The organism is Streptomyces sp. NPDC026589 (assembly GCF_040638385.1).
In the GTDB taxonomy this organism is placed as follows: domain Bacteria; phylum Actinomycetota; class Actinomycetes; order Streptomycetales; family Streptomycetaceae; genus Streptomyces.
Genome location: NZ_JBEZYG010000004.1, coordinates 38,800 through 59,968, shown reverse-complemented (window position 1 = coordinate 59,968; position 21,169 = coordinate 38,800). Strand labels below are relative to the sequence as shown.

The 21,169-nt window shown below is 72.6% G+C and carries 20 protein-coding genes; 9 read left to right on the top strand and 11 right to left on the bottom strand.

All coding sequences use genetic code 11. The features are described 5' to 3' along the window. Nucleotides 1-333: 333 nt before the first annotated feature. Nucleotides 334-954 (bottom strand): TetR/AcrR family transcriptional regulator, encoded by a 621-nt coding sequence (locus AB0F29_RS08350; RefSeq protein WP_361868854.1) that lies wholly within the window; start codon nucleotides 952-954, stop codon nucleotides 334-336. A gap of 222 nt (nucleotides 955-1,176) precedes the next feature. Here AB0F29_RS08350 and hmgA point away from each other — a divergent pair, with 222 nt between their 5' ends. From hmgA to AB0F29_RS08330, 4 genes are all read left to right on the top strand, one after another. Further along, nucleotides 1,177-2,496 carry a homogentisate 1,2-dioxygenase gene (gene hmgA / locus AB0F29_RS08345; RefSeq protein WP_361868853.1) on the top strand — a complete coding sequence of 440 codons (1,320 nt, stop codon included), beginning with the start codon at nucleotides 1,177-1,179 and terminating at the stop codon, nucleotides 2,494-2,496. Nucleotides 2,497-2,808: 312 nt separating this feature from the next. After that, entirely contained in the window at nucleotides 2,809-3,528 is a 720-nt protein-coding gene (locus AB0F29_RS08340) for a GntR family transcriptional regulator (RefSeq protein WP_361869551.1), read from the top strand. Nucleotides 3,529-3,659: 131 nt separating this feature from the next. Next, nucleotides 3,660-4,937 (top strand): type ISP restriction/modification enzyme, encoded by a 1,278-nt coding sequence (locus AB0F29_RS08335; RefSeq protein ID WP_361869548.1) that lies wholly within the window; start codon nucleotides 3,660-3,662, stop codon nucleotides 4,935-4,937. A gap of 95 nt (nucleotides 4,938-5,032) precedes the next feature. Next, the gene (locus AB0F29_RS08330; protein WP_361868851.1) at nucleotides 5,033-6,229 is read left to right on the top strand and encodes a CaiB/BaiF CoA-transferase family protein; all 1,197 of its coding nucleotides are present in this window, start codon (nucleotides 5,033-5,035) and stop codon (nucleotides 6,227-6,229) included. 44 nt (nucleotides 6,230-6,273) lie between these two features. On the opposite strand, the gene AB0F29_RS08325 is transcribed toward AB0F29_RS08330, so the two are convergent. Together AB0F29_RS08325 and AB0F29_RS08320 are read right to left on the bottom strand one after the other, a co-directional pair. Next, a complete protein-coding gene (locus tag AB0F29_RS08325; RefSeq protein WP_003970092.1) occupies nucleotides 6,274-6,537 on the bottom strand; it encodes a hypothetical protein in 264 nt (87 codons plus the stop codon). A gap of 265 nt (nucleotides 6,538-6,802) precedes the next feature. After that, the gene (locus AB0F29_RS08320) at nucleotides 6,803-7,606 is read right to left on the bottom strand and encodes an SGNH/GDSL hydrolase family protein (RefSeq protein ID WP_361868847.1); all 804 of its coding nucleotides are present in this window, start codon (nucleotides 7,604-7,606) and stop codon (nucleotides 6,803-6,805) included. 236 nt (nucleotides 7,607-7,842) lie between these two features. Between AB0F29_RS08320 and AB0F29_RS08315 the strand changes: the two genes are divergently transcribed. Next, nucleotides 7,843-8,937 (top strand): DUF5925 domain-containing protein, encoded by a 1,095-nt coding sequence (locus tag AB0F29_RS08315; RefSeq protein ID WP_361868845.1) that lies wholly within the window; start codon nucleotides 7,843-7,845, stop codon nucleotides 8,935-8,937. A gap of 41 nt (nucleotides 8,938-8,978) precedes the next feature. Here the strand turns inward: AB0F29_RS08315 and AB0F29_RS08310 are convergent, their stop codons facing one another. Beyond that, nucleotides 8,979-9,353 (bottom strand): GntR family transcriptional regulator, encoded by a 375-nt coding sequence (locus AB0F29_RS08310; RefSeq protein WP_018959602.1) that lies wholly within the window; start codon nucleotides 9,351-9,353, stop codon nucleotides 8,979-8,981. 70 nt (nucleotides 9,354-9,423) lie between these two features. Between AB0F29_RS08310 and AB0F29_RS08305 the strand changes: the two genes are divergently transcribed. Together AB0F29_RS08305 and AB0F29_RS08300 are read left to right on the top strand one after the other, a co-directional pair. Further along, on the top strand, nucleotides 9,424-10,341 hold the full coding sequence (locus AB0F29_RS08305; RefSeq protein WP_361868842.1) for a GNAT family N-acetyltransferase: 918 nt from the start codon (nucleotides 9,424-9,426) through the stop codon (nucleotides 10,339-10,341). Beyond that, entirely contained in the window at nucleotides 10,325-10,834 is a 510-nt protein-coding gene (locus AB0F29_RS08300; protein WP_361868839.1) for a DUF402 domain-containing protein, read from the top strand. Before AB0F29_RS08305 ends, AB0F29_RS08300 begins: the two co-directional genes overlap by 17 nt. Nucleotides 10,835-11,055: 221 nt before the next feature. Here the strand turns inward: AB0F29_RS08300 and AB0F29_RS08295 are convergent, their stop codons facing one another. The 4 genes from AB0F29_RS08295 to AB0F29_RS08280 are packed head-to-tail and all read right to left on the bottom strand — an operon-like array spanning nucleotide 11,056 to nucleotide 15,663. Beyond that, complete coding sequence (locus AB0F29_RS08295; RefSeq protein WP_361868837.1) at nucleotides 11,056-12,549, bottom strand: trifunctional class I SAM-dependent methyltransferase/NUDIX hydrolase/VOC family protein; 1,494 nt, start codon at nucleotides 12,547-12,549, stop codon at nucleotides 11,056-11,058. A gap of 13 nt (nucleotides 12,550-12,562) precedes the next feature. After that, nucleotides 12,563-14,092, bottom strand: a complete 1,530-nt coding sequence (locus tag AB0F29_RS08290; RefSeq protein ID WP_361868834.1) for a tripartite tricarboxylate transporter permease — start codon at nucleotides 14,090-14,092, stop codon at nucleotides 12,563-12,565. Nucleotides 14,093-14,095: 3 nt separating this feature from the next. Continuing rightward, nucleotides 14,096-14,683, bottom strand: coding sequence for a tripartite tricarboxylate transporter TctB family protein (locus AB0F29_RS08285; RefSeq protein ID WP_361868832.1), 588 nt, complete (start codon nucleotides 14,681-14,683; stop codon nucleotides 14,096-14,098). Then, nucleotides 14,680-15,663, bottom strand: coding sequence for a tripartite tricarboxylate transporter substrate binding protein (locus AB0F29_RS08280; protein WP_361868829.1), 984 nt, complete (start codon nucleotides 15,661-15,663; stop codon nucleotides 14,680-14,682). Before AB0F29_RS08280 ends, AB0F29_RS08285 begins: the two co-directional genes overlap by 4 nt. A gap of 116 nt (nucleotides 15,664-15,779) precedes the next feature. Between AB0F29_RS08280 and AB0F29_RS08275 the strand changes: the two genes are divergently transcribed. Together AB0F29_RS08275 and AB0F29_RS08270 are read left to right on the top strand one after the other, a co-directional pair. After that, nucleotides 15,780-16,466 (top strand): response regulator, encoded by a 687-nt coding sequence (locus AB0F29_RS08275; protein ID WP_026290828.1) that lies wholly within the window; start codon nucleotides 15,780-15,782, stop codon nucleotides 16,464-16,466. Between the two features lie 161 nt (nucleotides 16,467-16,627). Then, complete coding sequence (locus AB0F29_RS08270; protein ID WP_361868827.1) at nucleotides 16,628-17,665, top strand: lytic polysaccharide monooxygenase; 1,038 nt, start codon at nucleotides 16,628-16,630, stop codon at nucleotides 17,663-17,665. 136 nt (nucleotides 17,666-17,801) lie between these two features. On the opposite strand, the gene AB0F29_RS08265 is transcribed toward AB0F29_RS08270, so the two are convergent. From AB0F29_RS08265 to AB0F29_RS08255, 3 genes are all read right to left on the bottom strand, one after another. Continuing rightward, a complete protein-coding gene (locus tag AB0F29_RS08265) occupies nucleotides 17,802-18,695 on the bottom strand; it encodes an alpha/beta fold hydrolase (protein WP_361868824.1) in 894 nt (297 codons plus the stop codon). A gap of 235 nt (nucleotides 18,696-18,930) precedes the next feature. Beyond that, the gene (locus AB0F29_RS08260) at nucleotides 18,931-20,529 is read right to left on the bottom strand and encodes an MFS transporter (protein WP_361868821.1); all 1,599 of its coding nucleotides are present in this window, start codon (nucleotides 20,527-20,529) and stop codon (nucleotides 18,931-18,933) included. Nucleotides 20,530-20,737: 208 nt separating this feature from the next. Next, a complete protein-coding gene (locus tag AB0F29_RS08255) occupies nucleotides 20,738-21,091 on the bottom strand; it encodes a helix-turn-helix domain-containing protein (RefSeq protein WP_361869545.1) in 354 nt (117 codons plus the stop codon). Nucleotides 21,092-21,169 lie beyond the last annotated feature (78 nt).

The following is a 21,169-nucleotide window of genomic DNA, read 5'->3' as shown; positions in this document are numbered from 1 at the left end:
GGTGTCGGCGGTCCGGATGACGTTAGGGGCGTTCTCGCGGCGTTAACAAGATGTTGACGTGTGAGCAATACGAGCAAAACCCCAGGTCAACACGGTGATGTTAGAGAGCGGGTCCCACGGGGACCGGAATGGCGTTCAGTACGGCGGCCGGACGGCGGGGAGACGGGCGGACCCCGCCAGGGGCGGCGCGCAAGGCGCACAGGCATGCGGGCGCACCCGCGGCCGGACACGCGGAGCGGCCGAAGGCTCCCGGTCAAGGGGCCCTCGCAAGGCGCACAGGCATGCGGCCGGGCACGCGGAGCGGCCGAAGGCTCCCCGCCCGGGGACCCTTGCTCAGTCGAGCGTCTGGGCGAGGTAGGACCTGACCAGGGTCCGCGTCTCGGCGACGATGGCCGCGTCCCCCGACGGTTCCGTGCGGAAGGCCAGTTGGAGGAGCGCGTCGGCGGCCTCGACGCTCACCAGGATCGCCCGGGACAGCGCCTCGTCGGGCCGTCGGCCGAGGTGGCCGGCGAGCAGCGCGACGAGCCGGTCCGCCAGCCGCCGGTTGGCGTCGTCCGCCGCGCCCTCGGCGGGGAACGGCGGCCCGAAGTCGACGAGCGCGAAGCCGGGGACGCTCCGCTTCATCGCCAGGTACACGTCGAGCACCGCGTCGATGGCGGCACGCCAGTCGCCGGACGGGAGGTCAGCGAGCCGGGCGGCGATGCGGTCGGCGTAGGTGTCCAGGTTGCGGAGCGCGAGGGCGTCGACGAGCGCCCGCTTGTTGGAGAAGAACCGGTAGACGGAGCCGATGGGCACGTCGGCGCGCTCGGCGACGGCCCGCGTGGTGAGCTGCTCGTAGCCGGTCTCGTCGAGGAGGCCGGCACACGAGTCGAGTATCCGGGCCAGCCGGTCGGCGCTGCGCTGCTGCACGGGGGCGCGGCGGAGGTTCGGGTTGACTTGGGGCACGGGCCCCATGATGCCGTGCCCCGACTCAAACCCGACGCACCGCACCGGCCACCCGGTGGACGGCGGCGACGCCCGCCCGCAGGCCCCCTCCCCGCACCGCGCGATGGGCGCGACACAGGCCACGAATGGCGCGATGTATGCCGTTGACGTGCCCCGCTCCTATTCCTACGGTAGTACATAGGATTCACCGTCCGGCGGATCCGATGGCTTCTTGGGCACCGGGAGTGCGGGATGAGCGCGATCGACCAGGCGAGGAAGACGGCCGAGGGGCTGACGTATTCCTCGGGCTTCGGCAACGAGCACGCCTCGGAGGCGGTTCCCGGGGCGCTGCCGCACGGCCGCAACTCCCCCCAGCGCGCCCCGCTCGGGCTGTACGCGGAGCAGGTGAGCGGCTCCGCCTTCACCGAACCGCGCGCGGACAACCGCCGCTCCTGGCTCTACCGGATCCGTCCCTCGGCCGCCCACCCGGCGTTCACCCGCATCGACAACGGGGGCCTGCGCTCGGCGCCCTTCACCGAGACCGTGCCGGATCCGAACCGGCTGCGCTGGAATCCGCTGCCCGACCCCGCGCCCGGCACGGATTTCCTGAGCGGCCTGTGGACGCTCGGCGGCAACGGCGACGCCGCGCAGCGCGCGGGCATGGCGATCCACCTGTACAACGCCGACTCCTCGATGACGGACCGCGTGTTCAGCGACTCCGACGGCGAGTTGCTGATCGTCCCCGAGCGCGGCGGACTGCTGCTCCGCACCGAACTGGGCCTGCTGCGCGCCGAGCCGGGCCATGTCGCGCTGATCCCGCGCGGGATCCGCTTCCGGGTGGAGCTGCTGGAGGAGACCGCGCGGGGATACGTCTGCGAGAACTACGGCCGCCCGTTCGCGCTGCCCGACCTCGGCCCGATCGGCGCCAACGGCCTGGCGAACGCACGGGACTTCCTCGCGCCCGTCGCCGCGTACGAGGACCACGAGGGCCAGGTGGAGGTGGTCAACAAGTTCTGCGGGAACCTCTGGTCGGCGACGTACGACCACTCGCCGCTCGACGTGGTGGCCTGGCACGGCAACCACACCCCGTACGTCTACGACCTGCGCCGGTTCAACGTGATCGGCACGATCAGCTACGACCACCCCGACCCGTCGATCTTCACGGTGCTGACCTCGCCGTCCGACACCCCGGGGCTGGCCGGGGTGGACTTCGTGGTCTTCGCCCCGCGCTGGCTGGTCGGCGAGGACACCTTCCGCCCGCCGTACTTCCACCGCAACGTGATGAGCGAGTACATGGGCCTGATCGACGGTGCTTACGACGCCAAGGCGGACGGCTTCGTCCCGGGCGGCGGCTCCCTGCACAACATGATGTCGGCGCACGGACCGGACCGGGAGACCTTCGACCGGGCGAGCGCGGCGGAGCTGAAGCCGCAGAAGATCGACGACGGCCTGGCCTTCATGTTCGAGACCCGCTGGCCGGTCACGGCGACCGCCCAGGCGGCCGCCGCCGAACACCTTCAGCGCGGCTACGACGACGTATGGCAGGGTCTGAGCCGCAACTTCCGGCCATAGACGGCGGAAGGCCGGAGGGGACGGGACGGGGACCACATGACGGAGAGCCAGGAGAGAGCCGGGGCGGACACCCGGAGGACCGACGGCGACACCACCGGCACGGACCGGACCGGAACCGACGGCGACACCACCGGCACGGACCGGACCGGGACCGGCGGGGACACCACCGGCACGGACCGGACCGGGACCGGCGGGAACGCCACGGGTACGACCGGGACCGGGACCGGCGGGGACGCCACCGCCGGGGCCGGCGGGAACGCCGAGGCGGTCCCCGCGCCGCCCTCGCCCGCCTTCGCCCCCGACTCCCTCGTCCTGAACCGGAAGCTGCCTCTCTGGTACCAGGTGTCCCAGTCCCTGCGGGCCTCCATACTGGGCCGCCCCCAGGACGCCTCCGCCAGGCTGCCCACCGAGGAGCAGCTCGCCGCGCACTACGGGGTCAGCGTGCTCACGATGCGCCAGGCGCTCAAGGAGCTGGAGGCGGAGGGGCTGATCAGCCGGCATCGGCGGCGCGGCACGTTCATCGAGCCGCGCGCCCGGCGGGTCTCCCCGGTCCGGCTGCTGGGCTCGGTCGACGCGATCGTGGCCCAGCAGTCCGGGGAGGCGACGACCGTTCTCGGCCACGGCCCGAGGGCGGTGCCCGGTGATCTCGCCGAGTTCTTCCCGGACTGCGCCGAAGTGACCTGCTACCGGCGGCTGCGCCGCGACGGGCAGAGCGACGAGCCCACCAACTGGGCGGAGAACGCGGTCCGTCCCGACATCGCCGCCCGGATCGACGTGGCCGACCTCGAACGCTGGCCGATGACCAAGGTCCTGCGCGACGTCGTCGGGGTGAGGATCTCCCGGATCACCGACACGGTCGAGGCGCGGCTCGCCGACCCCGTCACCGCCGAGCTGCTCCAGGTCCCGCTGCTCAGCCCGATCCTGCACTACACGGGCGTGACGTACGACGAGGAAGGGCGCGTGGTGGACGTGGCCCGGATCCGCTACCGGGGCGACCGGTTCTCCTTCTCCGTGACGGTGGAGGCCCACTGACCCCGCCCCACGGGCGCGCCGCCCGCCGTTACGATGCGAAAGGGTCACGGCGGACAGGGGAGGACGGGCAGGTGACAGCGCACGGGACAGCGGTCGGCGGCGACGGCGACGGCGGCGGAATCGCCCGGTCCTTGCCTCCGGGGACACCCCGGCCTTCGGACGGGCCCCCGTCCCCGGACGGCCTGCTGTCGCTGGACGAGCTGATGCCGTGGTCCGTACGGCCGCTGCGGACCGGCCGCGCCTGGGTGATCGGCCCCGACCCCGTGGCGCTCCGGGCCCGCTGGGAACGGCTGGCCGACGCCGGCCCCGCCGAACAGGAGCGGCTGTTCGCGCCCAGCCGTTCCCGTACGCCGCACACCTCGGTCGCCGCCCTGCCCGGCCGGTCCGCCGGAACGGGCCGCTTCGCCCGGACCCCGGGCCCCTGCCCCGACCCCGTGCGAATCCTCCACGGCCCCTACGACGAACAGTGGCTGCTCCCCGACCACCGGCTGATCGACGCGGCCCGTCCGGAGCTGTGGCGGGTCGCCGACGGGCGGCAGCTGTTCGTGGTCGAGCACAGCTGCGCCCCCGAGGATTCCGGGCCCGCCCTGTCCGTGACCGCGCTGCTGCCCGACGGGCACTCCCCCGCCGGGCGGCCCGGCCGGATCAGGCCGCTCTACCGCAGGCCCGGTGGCACGGAACCCAACCTGGCCCCCGGCCTCACGGACCTGCTGCGCGGGCGGCTCGGCGGAGCGGCGGAGCCGGACGCGTTCACCCCGGAAGCGGTGCTGGCCTGGGTCCTGGCCGCCGCCCGGTCCTCCACCACCGGCCCCCGGGTCCCGTTGCCGGCCGACGCGGAGGTGTGGGCGTCGGGGGTGGCGCTCGGCCGGGAGCTGATGCGGCTCCAGTTGCGCGGGGCCCGGGGCGGGGAGCGGCCCCGGCTGCCGGGCGGGCGCAGGCCCTATGTGCGGGCGGCCCTCCCGGCCCGCCCCACCGAGCTGGTCCATGAGGCCGAGAGTGAGGCGCTGCTCGTCGGCGATGGCCGGATCTCGCCGGTGCCCGCGGCGGCCTGGGAGTTCACGGCGGGCGGGGTGCGGGTGCTGGAGCTCTGGTTCGGGTGCCGGGCCGCGGCGGTGACGGGCCGGGGGCCGGACGGGGCCGCCCCGGACGGTCTGGACGCGGTCGGTGCGCGCGGCTGGCCCCGGGAGTGGACCTCGGAGCTGCTCGAACTCATCACGGTGCTTGCTCTGCTGGACGGCACGGCGGGGCCCCGGCAGGAGCTGTGGGCGGCGCTGGAGGCGGGACCGCGGATCGGGCCCGCCGAGCTGCGGGCGGCCGGGGTGCTGCCGGTGCCGCCCTCGGCACGGCGTCCCGCATCGGTGCTCGGGCACCAGGAGGAGGGCCCGGAGGGGCAGTTCGCGCTGCTGTAGCGGCGAGGCGCCGGAGCCGGCGGAGCGGCGGGCCGGGAGGTCCGCAGGGCGGCCGGAGGTGGCACGAGCGGCGCTCAGAGGGTAAGCACGGAGGCATGAACACCTCGCCACTCCCCCTCGACGGCATCACCGTGGTGGCCGTCGAGCAAGCGGTCGCCGCCCCCTTCGCCACCCGGCAGCTCGCCGACCTCGGAGCCAGGGTCATCAAGGTGGAGCGCCCGGACGGCGGCGACTTCGCGCGCGGCTACGACACGGCGGCGCGCGGTCTCGCCTCGCACTTCGTCTGGTGCAACCGCGGCAAGGAGTCCCTCGCCGTCGATCTGAAGGATCCGCGCGGCCTCGCGGTGGTCCGTGAACTCGTTGCCGGGGCCGATGTGTTCGTCCAGAACCTGGCCCAGGGGGCGGCGGCCCGGCTCGGCCTCGACGCCGCCTCGCTCTGCGCGGCGCACCCGCGCCTGGTGGCGGTCGACATCTCCGGTTACGGCGCGGACGGGCCGTACGCGCACAAACGGGCCTACGACATGCTCGTGCAGTGCGAGGCCGGCCTGGTCTCGGTGACGGGGACGGCGGACCGGCCGGTGAAGGCGGGCATTCCCGCGGCGGACATCGCGGCGGCGATGTACGCGTTCTCCGGGGTGCTCGCGGCGCTGCTGCGGCGGGCGAACACCGGGCGGGGCGGCCCGGTGGAGGTCTCCATGCTGGACGCGCTGGCCGAGTGGATGGGCCACCCGCTGCACCAGGGGACGCACGGCTCCGCTCCCCCGGCGCGCACCGGCCTCGCGCACTCGGTGATCGCCCCGTACGACGCCTACGCGACGGCCGACGGTGAGCAGGTGCTGCTCTCCGTGCAGAACGACCGGGAGTGGCGGCGGCTGGCGGAACAGGTGCTCGGGCGGCCCGAGTTGGCCGACGACCCGGACTTCGCGACGAACGCGGCACGGACCACGAACCGGGAGCGGACCGACGCGGCGGTGGGCCGGGCGCTGGCGGGCCTGACGGGGCGGGAGGCGCTGGCCGGTCTTGAGGCGGCGGGCATCGCCTGTGCGCGGCTGAACACGGTGGCCGATGTGGCGGCGCATCCGCAGCTCGCGGCACGGGACCGGTGGCGGGAGGTGGGGACACCGGTGGGGCCGCTGCGGGCGCTGCTGCCGCCGATCACGCTTCCGGGGAGCGAGGAGGCACGGATGGGCGCCGTACCGGCGCTGGGTGAGCACACCGATGTGCTGCTGCGAGCCCTGGGGATGACGGACGAGCAGACATCGGTGCTGCGCCGGGACGGAGTGATCGTCTGAACCGCCCCGAGCGGCGGGCCGGTCCCGACGGGCGACGCCATGGGTCAGCGGCGGCTGCCGAAGAGCGAGCGCCGCAGTCGCCGCAGCGGCGCGAAGAGCGACACGCGTGCGCTCCTGCTCCTGCGGGTGTGCGCGGCATCACGCGAGGTCAGTTCACGCATGAGCAGCGTCGCTTCCGCCGACTCGCGCTGCGGGACGACGGGGCCGCCGAGCACCGCGAGATGGCGGTCGAGGCGCGTACTGGTCGCACCGCTCCCGCATGTGATGGCAGGCACACGCGGCCTGCTTCGCACCGTTATCTGTTCCATGTCACTCCCCACCCGTACGAGGGCACCCGGTCCGGGCAGGTTAACCCTATCGTCCCGCGGTGACACCCGTGTATCCCGGCCACAGGATTACGCACACACATACGGAGGTTGACGCCTCGTTACCGAATCTGCGCGATTCCAGGGCGACTTCGGACAGTTCGAGCGGTTCGCACGGTTCGGAGCGGTCGCCGGGCCGCCCCCGCACGCAGGCCGCGTGGGGGACGGCGGAGGCGGAGCGTTCCGGCCGGAGGCGCCGGGGCTCCGCTCAGAGAGCGGAGTTGAGAACGGGAAGGTAGCCGCCCGACTGTCCGGCGGCGGTGGGGTGATAGGACTCGCCGATATTGAGCCAGTTCACGCTGTGCAGCCAGGCGTTGCCCGAGCAGATCTCGTGCCCGGCGAAGGTCGTCCTGACGTCGCCGAAGGTGAAGCCGTGGTCCGCCGCCCGCTTGGCGGTGGCCGTGTTGAGGTGGTCGGACGCCCCGTTGATGGCGGAGCGCTCCTTCTCGCTCAGACCGGCGATGCAGCCGCCGCCGAGTTGGTAGAAGCGGGGGTAGCCGAGGACGACGACCTGTGCGGAGGAGGCCTTGGAGCGGATGGCGGTGTACACGGAGTCGAGCCTGCCGGGCAGGGTGGAGTCGACATAGGCGCGGGCGGTGGCGACGCGGTTGAGGCAGGTGGCCTCGGACTGAAGGACACAGGTCGTCATGACGTCGGCGAAACCCGCGTCGTTGCCGCCGATGGAGATCGAGACGAGGTCGGTCGAGGCGTTCAAGCGGCCGAGCTGACTGCTCGTGACGTCTCCGGTCCGGGCGCCGGAACAGGCGGCGAAGTCGAACGAGGAGGGGGAGTTGGCGGCCGCCCAGAGGGCCGGGTAGGCGCGGCTGCTGCGCTTGCAGCTGGAGCCGTCGTAGCCACCGGCTCCGACACCGGAGGAGTACGAGTCACCGAGGGCGACGTAGTCGACGGCCGCGGCGGACGAGTCGGCGTTCGCGATCCCCGCGCCGGTGAGGGCGAGGGCGGCGCCGAGCAGGAGCGAGGACGAGAACGCCACGAGTCTGGACATTTTCATGGGACCTCCTTGAGCAGGGGATATCTGCCTACTCCGTAGTAGCAGCACACGCACCGCACCGGAAGTGTTCATGCCAAAAATAGGGATGGAGTGCTTCCGTCCGCCCCCGGTCGTTCAACGGGCGCCCGTTGACGCCCCGCTGTCGCCCCGTCGGTTTCCGGGCGCGCCGCCGGCCCGGCACGCGAGCCTGCGAAACCCGGGTGCACGGGGGCAACCGGTGCCGGATCATGGGCGCCATGCCTGACTCCCCCGAATCCGCTCTGCCGATCCGGCTCACCGTCGACGACAGCGATTCACCGTCCGACGTCGTCGACGCGCTCTTCCTCGGCCGCTTCGTGACGGGCGAGCAGCCGTACGCGCACAGTTCCTCCCTCGACCGGGTCAGGGCCGGGGCGACGCTGCTGCCGCCGGACGCCACCGTGCTGCGGGCAGCCCGCGACGACGACCGCAGCGCGACGCTCGCGGAGGGCGAGGGCTGGACCCTGCTGGCGTCCCGGTGGAACCGCGGCGCGGACGTCACCGTCACCGCGACCAGCGACGAACTGGCGGAGAAGGTCCTCGGCCAGGCCACCGAGGGGGCGCAGGACGAGCCGGAGCCCCAGCCCGACAACGTGACCATGGGCTTCTGGTACGTCTCGCCGCGCCGCGGCCCGTACCGCACCACCCGCCGGATCGCCGCCGGAAGCTGGGACGAGGTCCGCCCCAACTACACCGCGCCGGTGGCCGAGGCGATGGGCCGGCTGATGAAGGTGACGCCGGACGACATCGCGGGCCGGCTCCTCCTGCTGCACGGCCCGCCCGGCACCGGCAAGACGTCCGCGCTGCGCACCCTGGCCCGCTCCTGGCGCGACTGGTGCCAGGTCGACTGTGTGCTGGACCCCGAGCGGCTCTTCAACGACGTCGGCTATCTCATGGACATCGCGATCGGCGAGGACGACGGCACGGCGAAGGGGCGGTGGCGGCTGCTGCTCCTGGAGGACTGCGACGAGCTGATCCGCGGCGAGGCCAAGCACACGGCGGGCCAGGCCCTGTCCCGGCTGCTGAACCTGACGGACGGCCTGCTGGGCCAGGGCCGCAACGTGCTGGTGGGGGTCACCACCAATGAGGACCTGGAGCGGCTGCACCCGGCGGTCGTGCGCCCCGGCCGCTGTCTGGCCAGGATCGAGGTCGGGCCGTTGACCCGTCAGGAGTCGGCGGCCTGGCTGGGCACGGACGAAGGGGTGAGCCGGGAGGGCAACTCCCTCGCCGAGCTGTACGCGCTGCGCCGGGGCATCGGCCCCGCGTCCGTACCGAAGCAGGACGCGGGGTCGGACGCGGGGCTGTATCTGTGACAGCCGGCCGACCGCTACGGGTGCGCCCGCGGTGAACCGCTTCAGTCCCCGTACGCCGCGCGCACCGCGTCCTTGGCCAGCGCCAGGGCCTGCTGCCGGGTGAGGCCGAGCCGCTCGGCGGTCTCCGCGTACAGCCGCGCGGCGCTCGCCGCCCGCTGTTCGGCCGCTCCCCCGGCAGCCGCGACGAAGGTGCCGTTGCGTCCCCGGGTCTCGATCACCCCGTCCGCCTCCAGGGCCCGGTAGGCCTTGGCGACGGTGTTGGCGGCGAGGCCCAGCTCCTCGGCGAAGCCGCGTACGGTCGGGAGCCGGTGGCCGACGGGCAGCGCGCCGGAACGGGCCAGTTCGGAGAGCTGGGTGCGCAGTTGCTCGTACGGCGCGATGCCGGAGTCCGGGTCGAGGACGATCTTGTCAGTCACGGGCCGATTCTCCCCCACCGGCGAAAAAAGGGGAGGCGTTCGGGGAGCGGCTGCGCATACGGTCCACCGCATGACTGTGATCGTGCGCGATTTCCGGCCGTCCGACGCGGAGGCGTGGACCCAGGCCCGCCGGGCCTCGGTCCCCTGGATGGTGGCCACCCCCGAACAGATCGTCCACGACCTGGCCCACGCCCATCCGGACCGGCACTACCGGCTGCTGCTCGCCGAGGAGGACGGCGAGATCATCGCCACGGCGCAGGCGGGCATCGCCCACGAGAGCCCGGAGCCGGGGCAGGGGTACTTCACCCCGCAGACGCTTCCCGGCCGGACGAACCGCGGCGCGGGCTCGCTGCTGCTGCGCACGGCTGAGGAGCACCTGGCCGAGGTCGGGGCCACCGTCCTGTACGCATGGGTCCTGGACAACGCGGAGAGCCTGGAGTTCGCCCGTAAGCGGGGCTACCGGCCCAGCCGCTCCGCGCACTTCCAGCGCCTCGACCTCGCGGGCGGGACCCTGCCGCCGCGCCAGGAGCTCCCGGTCGGCGTCGAGCTGCGTCCCGGCTCCGCCTTCGCCGACGATCCCCGGCCGCTGTTCGAGGCGGACGCCGAGGTGACGGCGGACGAGCCGGGCGACATCACCTCCGAGCTGGACGACTACGAGGACTGGCTGACGAGCGTCTGGCACCACCCGGCCTTCGACCAGGGGCTCACCTCGGTGGTGCTGGTGGACGGGAAGGTGGCGGCGTTCAGCGCGGCCACCACCGACGGCGCGCGGACGTATCTGAGCGGCATGACCGGCACCCTGCGGGACTTCCGGGGGCGGGGCCTGGCGAAGCTCGCGAAGAACGACTCGCTGCACCGGGCCCGGGCCGCCGGATACACGGACGCGTACACCTCCAACGACACCGGCAACGGCCCGATGCTGGCCGTCAACCAGTGGTTCGGCTACCAGGTCTGCGCGACGGAGGTCCGCCATGTCCGCACCCTCTGAGGCCCGCGCGGGCCGTACGAAGGGCCTCGTCGTCGCCCTGTCCAAGGCGGGCCGCACCAAGATCAGGTATCCGGCTGAGCTGGTCCGGGACGACGGCGTCCGCGTCACCGTCCGGGCGCCCTGGGCCGCCCCCGGAGTGCGGGACTTCGGCTTCGTCCGGTTCGAGCCGGGCGACGTCCTCACCGAGCACTACTGGCGGGACCGGTGGTTCGCGGTGAAGGAGGTCCGCACCGGCGACGGCCGGCTCAAGGGCTGGTACTGCGACATCACCCGGCCCGCCGTGCTGGCGGACGGGGTGCTGGCGGTCGAGGACCTGGACCTGGACCTGTGGGTCTCGGCCGACGGCGCTTCGGTCCTGCGGCTGGACGAGGACGAGTTCGAGGAGAGCGGTCTGGCCGGGCGCGATCCGGCGGCGGCCGGGGCGGCGGTCCGAGCCCTGGACGACCTGGAACGCCTGGCCCGGACGGAGGGGCTGACCGCCCTGCTCGGCTGAACGGCCCCGGCGGCGATGGCGGGCGGGGGGCTCGCACGGACCGCCGAGCGCGGCTTCGTACGGACCACCCGGCGGCGGGCTCGCACGGACCGCCGGGCGCGGCTTCGTACGGACCACCCGGCGGCGGGCTCGCACGGGCCGCCGGGCGCGGCTTCGTACAGACCGCCGGGCGGGGGGCGTACGGACCGCCGGGCGCGGCTTTCGTACGGACCGCAGGCGGCTCAGGGGCGGGGCCGGGAGTCGGCGACCAGCTCCACCTCGTACCCCGCCGAGTCCTCCAGATAGGCGGCGTGATGCCCCTCGCCGCCCGCGTACGGGTGGCGGTCGGGGAACAGCAGCCGCCAGCCGTACGCCGGGGCCTCGGCGACCAGGGCGTCGAGGGCGGACCGGTCCGCGACGTGGAACGCCAGGTGGTTGAGGCCGGGGCGGCGGCGGTCGTGGTCGCCGGCGGCCAGGTCGGGCGACCGCTCCACCACGACGTACGTGTCACCGCGCCGCCAGCTGCGGCCGTGGGCCCAGCGCTGGTACGGGACATGGCCGAGGCGGCCCAGCAGCCAGCCCCAGCCGCGCTCCGCCTCCGCCAGGTCCGCCACCCACAGCTCGATGTGGTGCACCCGCCCGGTGACCTCCCCGGCGGCGGGCAGCGGGACGGCGCGGCCGGCGCCGCCGGGAACGTACGCGATCGGCTCCCCGTCCCGGTGCCAGTGGATCATGAAGTGCTCGCCCGACCGGTAACCGTCCAGGCCCGCACGGCAGTACGCGACCATGTCGTCCGGCAGGGCGGCCAGCGGGAACCAGTCCAGCTCGGAGCACTTCTCCGGCTCCGCGTTGCGCGGCGGGCGGGCCGGGTCATGCTCCGCGACGAAGAACCAGCCCATCCGCGCCCCGCCGCCGGGGCCCCGGTGCTGCATCACGAGGGCCACCTTCAGCTCCTCGGGCTCCAGATCGAGGCCGATCTCCTCGGCGGCCTCCCTGATCATCGCCTCGCGGACGTCCTCGCCGTCCTCCGCGTGGCCGGAGGGCATGTGGAGCAGTCCGTCCGCGTACCCGGTGTTGGAGCGGCGGGCCAGCAGGACGTCCGGGCCGCGACGCAGGATCAGGTGGACGTCGACGACCTCGGTGTGCCGGTGCGGCGGCATCGCGCGGGCGACCAGCGCATAGCGCTCGTCGTCGACCTTCTTCCCCCACAGCCGGGAGTCGGGGGCCAGGTCCTCGTGGTGGATGCGCTCGGTGTGCGCGGAGAGCAGGGCGGTGAGCGCGGTGGCGGACAGGCCGGCGCCGCCCCACACCCCTTCGACCAGCACGAGCCGCCCGCCCGGCTTCAGCAGGCCGAACCAGTGCTCCAGGGCCGCCGCGGGGTCGGGCAGCAGCCAGACGACGTGCCGGGCCACGACGACGTCGAACACCCGCTCCCCGACCGGGGGCCGGGCGGCGTCCCCGACGAGGATCTCCGCACCGGTCCCCGCGAGCTTGGCGCGGGCCCGGTCGGCCATGCGGGGCGAGCGGTCGACGGCGGTGACACGGTGGCCCTGGCCCGCGGCGAGCAGGGAGAGACTGCCGGTGCCGCACCCCAGGTCCAGCACGTCGGCGCGGGTGCCGGGCAGCCAGCTCTCCAGCCGCCCGGCCCAGGCGTCGCGCACCGCGGGGTCGAGGAGCCCGTGGTCGGGCTCCTCGTCGAAGGATCCGGCAGCCGCGTCCCAGTCGATCGTGGTCATGGAGCCGATGTTCTCAGCCGCCACTGACAGTGCGGGACCCCTCTGCCGTTTTCCGGCCGCCGCGCAGCCGGACGATCAGCCGGCTGATCAGCGGCCACGCCACGATCAGCACCACGATCGCGTAGACCGTGACGGAGAACGGGGTGTTGACCAGGCCGGACACGCTCCCGTCGCTGATCTGGAGCGCGCGGCGCAGCTGCTGTTCGGCGGCCGGGCCGAGGATCACCCCGATGACGGCGGGCAGCACCGGCAGTCCGTAGCGCCGCATCCCGAACCCGATCAACCCGATGATCAGGAGGATCACCAGGTCGAGGGACTCGCCGCCGACCGCGTACGCGCCGACGGCGGCGAAGAAGAGGATGCCCGCGTACAGGTAGGGGCGCGGGATCCGCAGGAGCTTCGCCCAGACGGGGGCGAGCGGCAGGTTGAGGGCGAGCAGCAGCACCATGCCGACGAAGAGCGAGGCGATGAGGCCCCAGACCAGCTCCGGTTCGCGTTCGAACAGCAGGGGGCCGGGCTGGATCCCGTACTGCTGGAAGGCGGCCAGCATCACGGCGGCGACAGCGGTGGTGGGCAGACCGAGCGTGAGCATCGAGACGAGGGTTCCGGCGGCGGAGGCGGAGGCGGCGGCCTCCGGTCCCGCGACGCCTTCGATGGCCCCCTTGCCGAACTGGTCACGGTGTTTGGAGAGCCGCTTCTCGGTGACGTAACTGAGGAAGGTGGGGATCTCCGCGCCGCCCGCCGGGATCGCCCCGAAGGGGAAGCCGATGACGGGACCGCGCAGCCAGGGCTTCCAGGTGCGCTTCAGGTCGGCGCGGCCGAGCCACGGTCTGCCGACGGGGATCGGCTTTCCGGTGGAGCGGCGCAGGTGGGCGGCGACCCAGAGCGCTTCGCCGATCGCGAAGAGTCCGACCGCGACGATGACCACGTCGACGCCGTCGGCCAGTTGGAGCGAGCCGAAGGTCAGGCGCTGCTGGCCGGTCATCTGGTCGAGGCCGACCAGTCCGATGGTGAGGCCGATGAGGAGCGAGGCGATGCCGCGGATGCGGGAGGCGCCGAGGACGGAGGTGACGGCGATGAAGGCCAGCACCATGATGGCGAAGTAGTCGGGGGCGCCGATACCGATGGCGAGGGAGGCGACGGTCGGGGCGAGGACGACCAGCAGGATCGTGCCGATCATGCCGCCCGCGAAGTGACCGATCGCGGCGGCGGCGAGCGCCTGGGCGCCGCGTCCGCCCTTCGCCATCGGGTTGCCCTCGATCGCGGCGACCACGGCCGCGCTCTCCCCGGGGGTGTTGAGGAGGATCGAGGTGGTGGAGCCGCCGAACATCGCGCCGTAGTAGATCCCGGCGAACATGATGAACGCGCCGGTCGGGTCGAGTCCGTACGTCACCGGGAGCAGCAGCGCCACGGCCATCGCCGGGCCGATGCCGGGGAGCACGCCGATCGCGGTCCCGAGCAGGACACCGATCGCGGCCCACAGCAGGTTCATCGGGGTGAGCGCGGTACCGAAGCCGTCGATGAGGGAGTTGAGGGAATCCATCGGTCAGAGCACCCCCATCAGCGGGCCGCCCGGAAGGGGGACACCGAGCAGGTTGTCGAAGACGAAATAGGTGGCGAGGGAGATGCCGGCCGCGATGAGCGGGTCCCGGCCGTGGTGCCGGCTGCCGAGCGCGTAGGCGGAGCCCCAGAAGAGCAGCGCCCCGGCGATCGGGAAGCCCAGGGGGCCGATCAGGACGGCGGCGCCGAGGAAGACCCCGGTGAGCAGGAGGACGGTGCGCCAGTCGGCCGGTTCGTCGAGGTCGACGTCCTCGCCGCCCTCCGCCTCGCCCCGGCCGCCGCGCAGGACGTCGCCGGCGAGCAGGACGGAGATGAGGAGGAAGAGTCCGCCGATGACGAAGGGGACCGTCCGGGGGCCGACGGGACCGCGCTGGGCGATGTCGACGCTCATGGTGAAGGCGTCGGTGAGCACGAGCACGCCGAGCGCGAACAGCAGGACGCAGACGCCGAGTTCGGAGTGCTCGCGCAGCCAGGTGAGGGTGGCGTTCCCCTCCTGTGCGGCTTCGGCGCCCGGCTGGGCCGCGGGGCCGGGGGTTTGGGTGGGTCCGGTGGGTCCGGTGGGTCCGGTGGTCACAGCCCCAGCTCCTTGAGAACGGTGGCGACGCGCTGGTTCTGCTCGTCGAGGAAGTCGCCGAAGGGTTCGCCGATAAGGAGTGCGTCGTCCCAGCCGTTCTTCTTCATCGACTCCTTCCACTCCTTCGTGCCGTGGAGTTCGCGGATGAGGCCGGTGAGCTTGTCGCGTTCGGCCGGCGAGAGGCCGGGCGGGGCGACGACGCCGCGCCAGTTGGTGAACTCGGTGTCGAGGCCGGCTTCGCGCAGGGTGGGGGCGTCCAGGCCGGGTACCCGCTTCGGACCGGTCACGGCGAGCAGGCGCAGCTCGCCCGCCTCGATCTGGTCGCGGTACTCGCCGAGGCCGGAGACCCCGAAGCCGACCTTGTTGCCGAGGATGGAGGCGAGGAGTTCGCCCCCGCCGTCGAACGGGATGTAGTTGACCGTCCTCGGGGCGATGCCGGCCGCCTGTGCCATGAGCATCGGGGCGAGATGGTCCGGGCCGCCGGGCGAGGAGCCGCCGCCGACCGGGACGCCGGCCGGGTCCTTCTTCCAGGCGGCGAGCAGGTCGGCGATGGTCCGGTACGGGGAGTCCTTGGAGACGACGACGATGTCCGGCTCCTCGGTGAGCCGGGCGATCGGGGTGGTGTCGGCCAGCGTGCTCGGGGACTTGTTGGTGTGGACGGCTCCGACGACGCCGAGTCCCATGGAGAGCGCGAGTTTGCCGTTGCCGTGTTCGCCGACGAGCCGGGTCAGGCCGACCGTTCCGCCGGCGCCCGGCAGGTTGAACACCTCGATGTTGTGGGTGAGTCCGGCGTCCTCGGCGTTCTTGGCCAGGGTGCGCGCGGTGATGTCGTAGCCGCCGCCGGGAGTGTTGGGGACCATGAAGCGGAGCCCGGGAATCTGGGTGCCGGTGTCGGAACCGTCACCGGTGGACAGCAGGGGTGGCCCCACCACCACCAGCAACGCGGCCCCGAAGAGGGCGAGGAGAGTGCGCAGTCGCACAGGTTCCGCCTTTCAACTGTGAAGTGGCCCACATGTTGCCTGCGCGTTAAGAAGCTGTCTCTCTTCCGGTATCAACGGACGTTGTGGTCATTGCGGTCGCCGCCTAGCGTGGCGGCGTGACAACTGTGCTGGTGGTGGACGACGACTTCATGGTCGCGAAGCTGCACAGCCGCTATGTGTCCGCTATGGACGGCTTCGCGGTCGTCGGGGTGGCGCACAACGGTGCCGACGCCTTGCGGGCGGCCGAGCGGCTGCGCCCCGATCTGGTGCTGCTGGACATCTATCTGCCCGATATGGACGGGATCGGGGTGCTGCGCGCCTTGCGTGCGGCGGAGGAGCGGGACGCCTCGCGCCCCAGCGCGGACGCCCTGTTCATCACGGCGGCCCGGGACGCGGGGGTGATCCGGGCCGCGCTGCGGGCGGGGGCCCTGCACTATCTGATCAAGCCGTTCAGCCGGTCCGCGCTCCAGGAGCAGATGCGCCACGTCGCCTCGCTGCGCACCCGCCTGGACAGGCTGGGAGAGGCCCGCCAGGAGGACGTCGACCAGATCTTCGGCACCCGCCCGCCCGGCTCGCGCGAGCTGCCGAAGGGCCTGGCCGCCCCCACGGCCGACCTGGTGGAACGCACCCTGCGCGACCACCCCGAGGGGCTGTCCGCTTCGGAGTGCGCCGAGGTGGGAGCACTGTCCCGGGTGAGCGCGCGCCGCTACCTGGAGCACTTCACCGCGACGGGGCGGGCCGAGGTGACCCTGCGCTACGGAGGCACAGGGCGGCCGGAGCGGCGGTACCGGTGGACGGGGTGAGGCGGCGGGGGCAGGGGCTACCTGAGCCCATGCCTAACCCTTCCTTAAAGCGACCATAAGGATCGTCACCACCCCCTCCCATCAGGCATTTTCGACCTTCGGAGCGGCTAGCTTGCTGAGCGCCACCCTCACAGCTGTGCTGTTTCGAAGGAGATCCATCCATGACCGTTCGTCGCAAGGCCGCCGGTGTTCTCGCCCTCGGTTTCGCACCGCTCGCACTGGCCGGGCTGGCCTCCGCCCCGGCCGTCGCGCACGGTTCGCTCACCGACCCGGTGAGCCGGGTGTCCGCGTGCTTCGCCGAGGGGCCCGAGAGCCCGACGTCGGCGGCGTGCCGGGCGGCGGTCGCGGCGGGCGGGACGCAGGCGCTGTACGACTGGAACGGGGTGAACATCGCCAACGCGGAGGGCAAGCACCGTGAGTTGATCCCGGACGGCAAGCTGTGCAGCGCGGCCAACGACAAGTTCAAGGGACTGGACCTCCCGCGCGCCGACTGGCCTGCCACCGCGATGTCCGCGGGCGAGCACACCTTCCGGTTCCGCGCGACGGCCCCGCACCGGGGATCGTTCGAGCTGTACCTCACCAAGCCCGGTTACGACCCCACGAAGCCGCTGGCCTGGTCGGACCTGGAGGCGAAGCCCTTCGCCGAGGCCACCGACCCGGCGCTGGAGAACGGTTCGTACGTCTTCGACGGGACGGTCCCCGAGCGCTCGGGGCGGCAGCTGGTCTACACGGTCTGGCAGCGCTCCGACTCCCCCGAGGCGTTCTACGCCTGCTCCGATGTGACGTTCGGCGGCGCTTCGGCCGGCGGTGGAGCGGAGAAGGAGGAGGGGCAGCAGGGTTCCGGTGGTGACTCCGGCGCCGAGGCCCCGGCGGCGGAGCCCTCCGCGCCGTCCGAGGACGCCATCGCCGAGGGTTCCGAGAAGTCGTCGGTCGAGCACAACGGCCACGGGGACGACGACGCGAACACCGGGGCGAAGGCCACCGCCGCCGCCCCGGCCGCCCCGGCCAAGAAGGCTGAGGGCAACGCCCCGGAGGTCAACGCGGCGGGCTCCGAGGAGGTGCTGGCCGAGACGGGCGGTTCCAGCAGCAGCACGTATCTGGCGATCGGGGGCGCGGGAGTCCTCGCCGCCGGTGCGGCCGTGCTGTTCGCGTCGCAGCGCCGACGGGCCGCCGCCGCCGCGGGCCGCCACAGCCGCTGACCGCCGCAGCACCCCTCCCCCACCCCCCTACCCCTGCCGCGTCCCTCCGGGACGTCGGGCGCGGCAGGACGTGACGGGCCGGGGTCCGCCGTCCGCACCTCGGACGGCGGACCCCGGCCCGTCGTCGCGCGGCCGGTCAGCCGATGACCGAGGCGCAGGTGGTCGGGGTGGCGCGTGCCGGGTCGAGGGCGTTGGCCACTTCGTGGAAGGCGATGCGGTCGATGGTCCCGATCGCCACGTGCTCGGACAGGTCGAGCGGGCACAGGTCCTGGAGCAGCACGTTGCGTACGTTCGGCCCATCCAGGTACTGCGTGCGGTACGGGGTCACGACCTGGTCGTACTGGGTCGCGATGACGGTGTAGCGGACGCCGGGGACAGTGTCGCCGCCCGCCGTGAGCTTGGTGATGAAGGGAGATCCCGCGATCTGGTCGGCGAGTCCGGGGGTCTTGTCGCTGATGAACCTCTCGACGCCGGGGAAGTACGGCAGCAGCTTGGTGAGGCCGAGCAGCGTGGTGCCGTGGTTGTCCGGGGCGATGCCGACGAGGGCGTTGACCTTGTCGGCGCCGCCGAGGAACTTCAGGTAGTGGTTCGGCATCATGCCGCCCTGCGAGTGGCCGACGAGGTCGGCCTTCGGGGCTCCGGTGGCGTCGAGGACCTTGTCGACGAACACGTCGAGCTGTTCGGCGGACTTGTCGATGGGGCCGAGGCCGTGGAAGAACGGCACGCCGGGGAGCTGTCCGTAGTCGAGGGAGAAGACGCAGTAGCCCCGGTTGACCAGGTAGGGGGCGAGGACCAGCCAGTTGTCGATCGAGTTCCCGAAGGTTCCGTGGACCAGGACGACGGGGCGGGGATGGGCGGCGGAGGGCTTGCAGGAGTAGTCGTTCCAGCCACGCGAAGTGGCCTCGGCGGCGGCCGGGGTCGCCGCGGTCGCGGTCGCCGCGGGGGCGACGAGAACGGTGAGGACGAGGAGCAGCGCGGCGAACAGACTGCGCGTGCGGGGAACGCGCGCAGCACGGATCCAGGGCAGCATCGTGGGGTCTCCTTGCGGCTCAAGGGAGGTGCGATGGCGGTGCGCCCTGTGGCCCGGACCACAAGCTTTATGTGCTCATGCCAAATTACGCACGAGTAAGGTGGAGAGGGAAGTTACGCGTCGGTAAAAACTGGCGGGGCGGGGTGCTCGCTCCCGGCCACCGACGCGGCCGGCCATTCATCTCCCCCCAAGAGGGCGACCTATGGCCGGCCGCATGGCGAGCGGTCGGGTCAGTTCACGACGCCGCCCCCGCCGTGGACGTCGACTTGCCGGCCTCTCCCGCTTCCCCCGTCTCCCCCTCCTGGTCCGCGCCCCCGTCGGCGCGCCCCACGTTCCGGAGCAGCACCGTGGCCGTGACAGCCAGTGCGAGCATGACCGGGACAGCTCCCATCGCGATCCATGAGAGGCCCTGGGCGAAGGATTCCCTTGCCACGGAGACGAGTTGGGCCCCTGCCTCCGCGGGCACCCGACCGGCGACCTCAAGGGCCGCGGGCAGGTTGTCGGTGACCGCCTCCCGGGCGGGGGCGGGTACGCCGTCCGGCACCGAGCCGGTCATCCCCCCGTGGTACGCGACGTTCAGCACGCTGCCGAGGACCGCGATGCCGAGGGCGCCGCCCAGTTCCTGGGTCGTCTCCCCCACCGCGGCGGCCGAGCCCGCCCGCTCGGGCGGCGCGGCGTCGACGATCATCCCGATCCCGAGGGACGAGACCGGCATCAGACCGGCGAACAGCAGCGACGCCGCCGTGACGACGGTTCCGATCCCGGAGCCGCTGTCCACCTGGGAGAGCACCGCGAAGCCGATGGCGGCGATCGTGAGACCGGCGCCGAAAACGTACGCCTTGCCCACCTGGGCCGCCACGCCCTGGGCGATGAACATCGCGAGGGTTCCACTGACGACCATCGGCAGGCTCCACACCGCCGACTCCAGCGGCTCCATGCCCACCACCATCTGGATGTACTGGGCGATGAGGAACTGACTGCCCAGCATGAACACCACGGTCAGGGTCAGCGTTCCGAGGGAGACGCTGAAGCCGCGGTCGGCGAAGAGCCTCATGTCGAGCAGCGGGTCGGTGAGCCGGCGCTGCCGTACGGCGAAGAGGGCGCCGATCGCGAGGCCGGCCACCAGGACGAACAACGCCGGCCAGGTGACGCCCTCCCCGGCGAACTCCTTCACGCCGAGGACGACCAGCAGGATGGCGGCCAGCGACATCGCGGCGCTGGTCGGATCAAGTCGGCCGGCGTCCGGATTACGGACCTCCGGGAGCACCAACGGGCCCGCCACCAGCAGGAACACCATGACCGGCACGGCCACGAGAAAGACCGAACCCCACCAGAACGCCTCCAGCAGCACACCGCCGACCAACGGGCCGACCGCGCCGCCCAGCATGAAGCTCGTCATCCACACCGTGATGGCGAAACCGCGCTGCTTGGCGTCGTGGAACATGGCGCTGATCAGCGACAGCGTCGACGGGCCCAGCACCGCGCCGGCGAGGCCGAGGAGGGCGCGGGCCACGATCAGCGTCTCCGCGGTGGGCGCGTAGGCGGCGAGCACCGAGGCGCAGCCGAAGGCCACGGCACCGATCATCAGCATCCGGCGACGGCCGATGCGGTCGCCGAGCGTACCCATGGTGATCATCGCGCCGGCGATGACGAACCCGTAGACATCGGTGATCCAGAGCAGTTGCGCTCCTGAAGGCTCCAGATCCCGGCTCAGGGTCGGCAGCGCCAGATGGAGCACGCTCATATCCATGATCACGAGCATCGCGGGCAGCGCCAGGGCCGCCAGCCCGATCCACTCGCGCACCCCGGCGCGCGGCGCGGTTTCCGTATCCACCGAATTCTCCCTTCCGGGCCACTCGACCCGTCGGGCTTACCCTAGGTTTTGAGCTTTCGATTGGTAAGGGCTTACCTGTCGGTCAGCCCCGGACCGGGCCGATAGCGCGCAGGCCTGACGGCCGGGCCCGGGGAAACGTTCGAGAAGTCGCCCGACACGAAAAGACGCCCCGCTCCACCGGGAGCGGGGCGCCGGACGGACAGCGGGTTCACTTCACGTCGTCATGGCGCTCGCGCGCGGCGAGGACATCTCCGATCCGGTGCGTGACCCACTCGACCAGGCCGCCCAGTGTCACCGCCAGCTCCCGCCCCAGAGGGGTGAGCGAGTAGGTCACCTGGGGCGGCACCGTGGCTTCGACCTCACGGGCGATCAGCCCGTCCCGCACGAACACCCGCAGATTCTGGGACAGCATCTTCTCGCTGATGCCGCCGATCCTGTCCCGTAGCACGTAGAAGCGCATCGGCCCCTCCTGCAACGCGGCCAGAATCAGCACCCCCCATCGGCTGCTGACGTGATTCAGCACCGTGCGGGCCGGGCAGTCCGCCGTGAATGCGTCGCTCATCGCGACGGCCTTCTCATCCTTGACCTCAGAGCTCACGTCCACGGCTGGAACTTACCGCAGAACATGCCCTTACGAAAG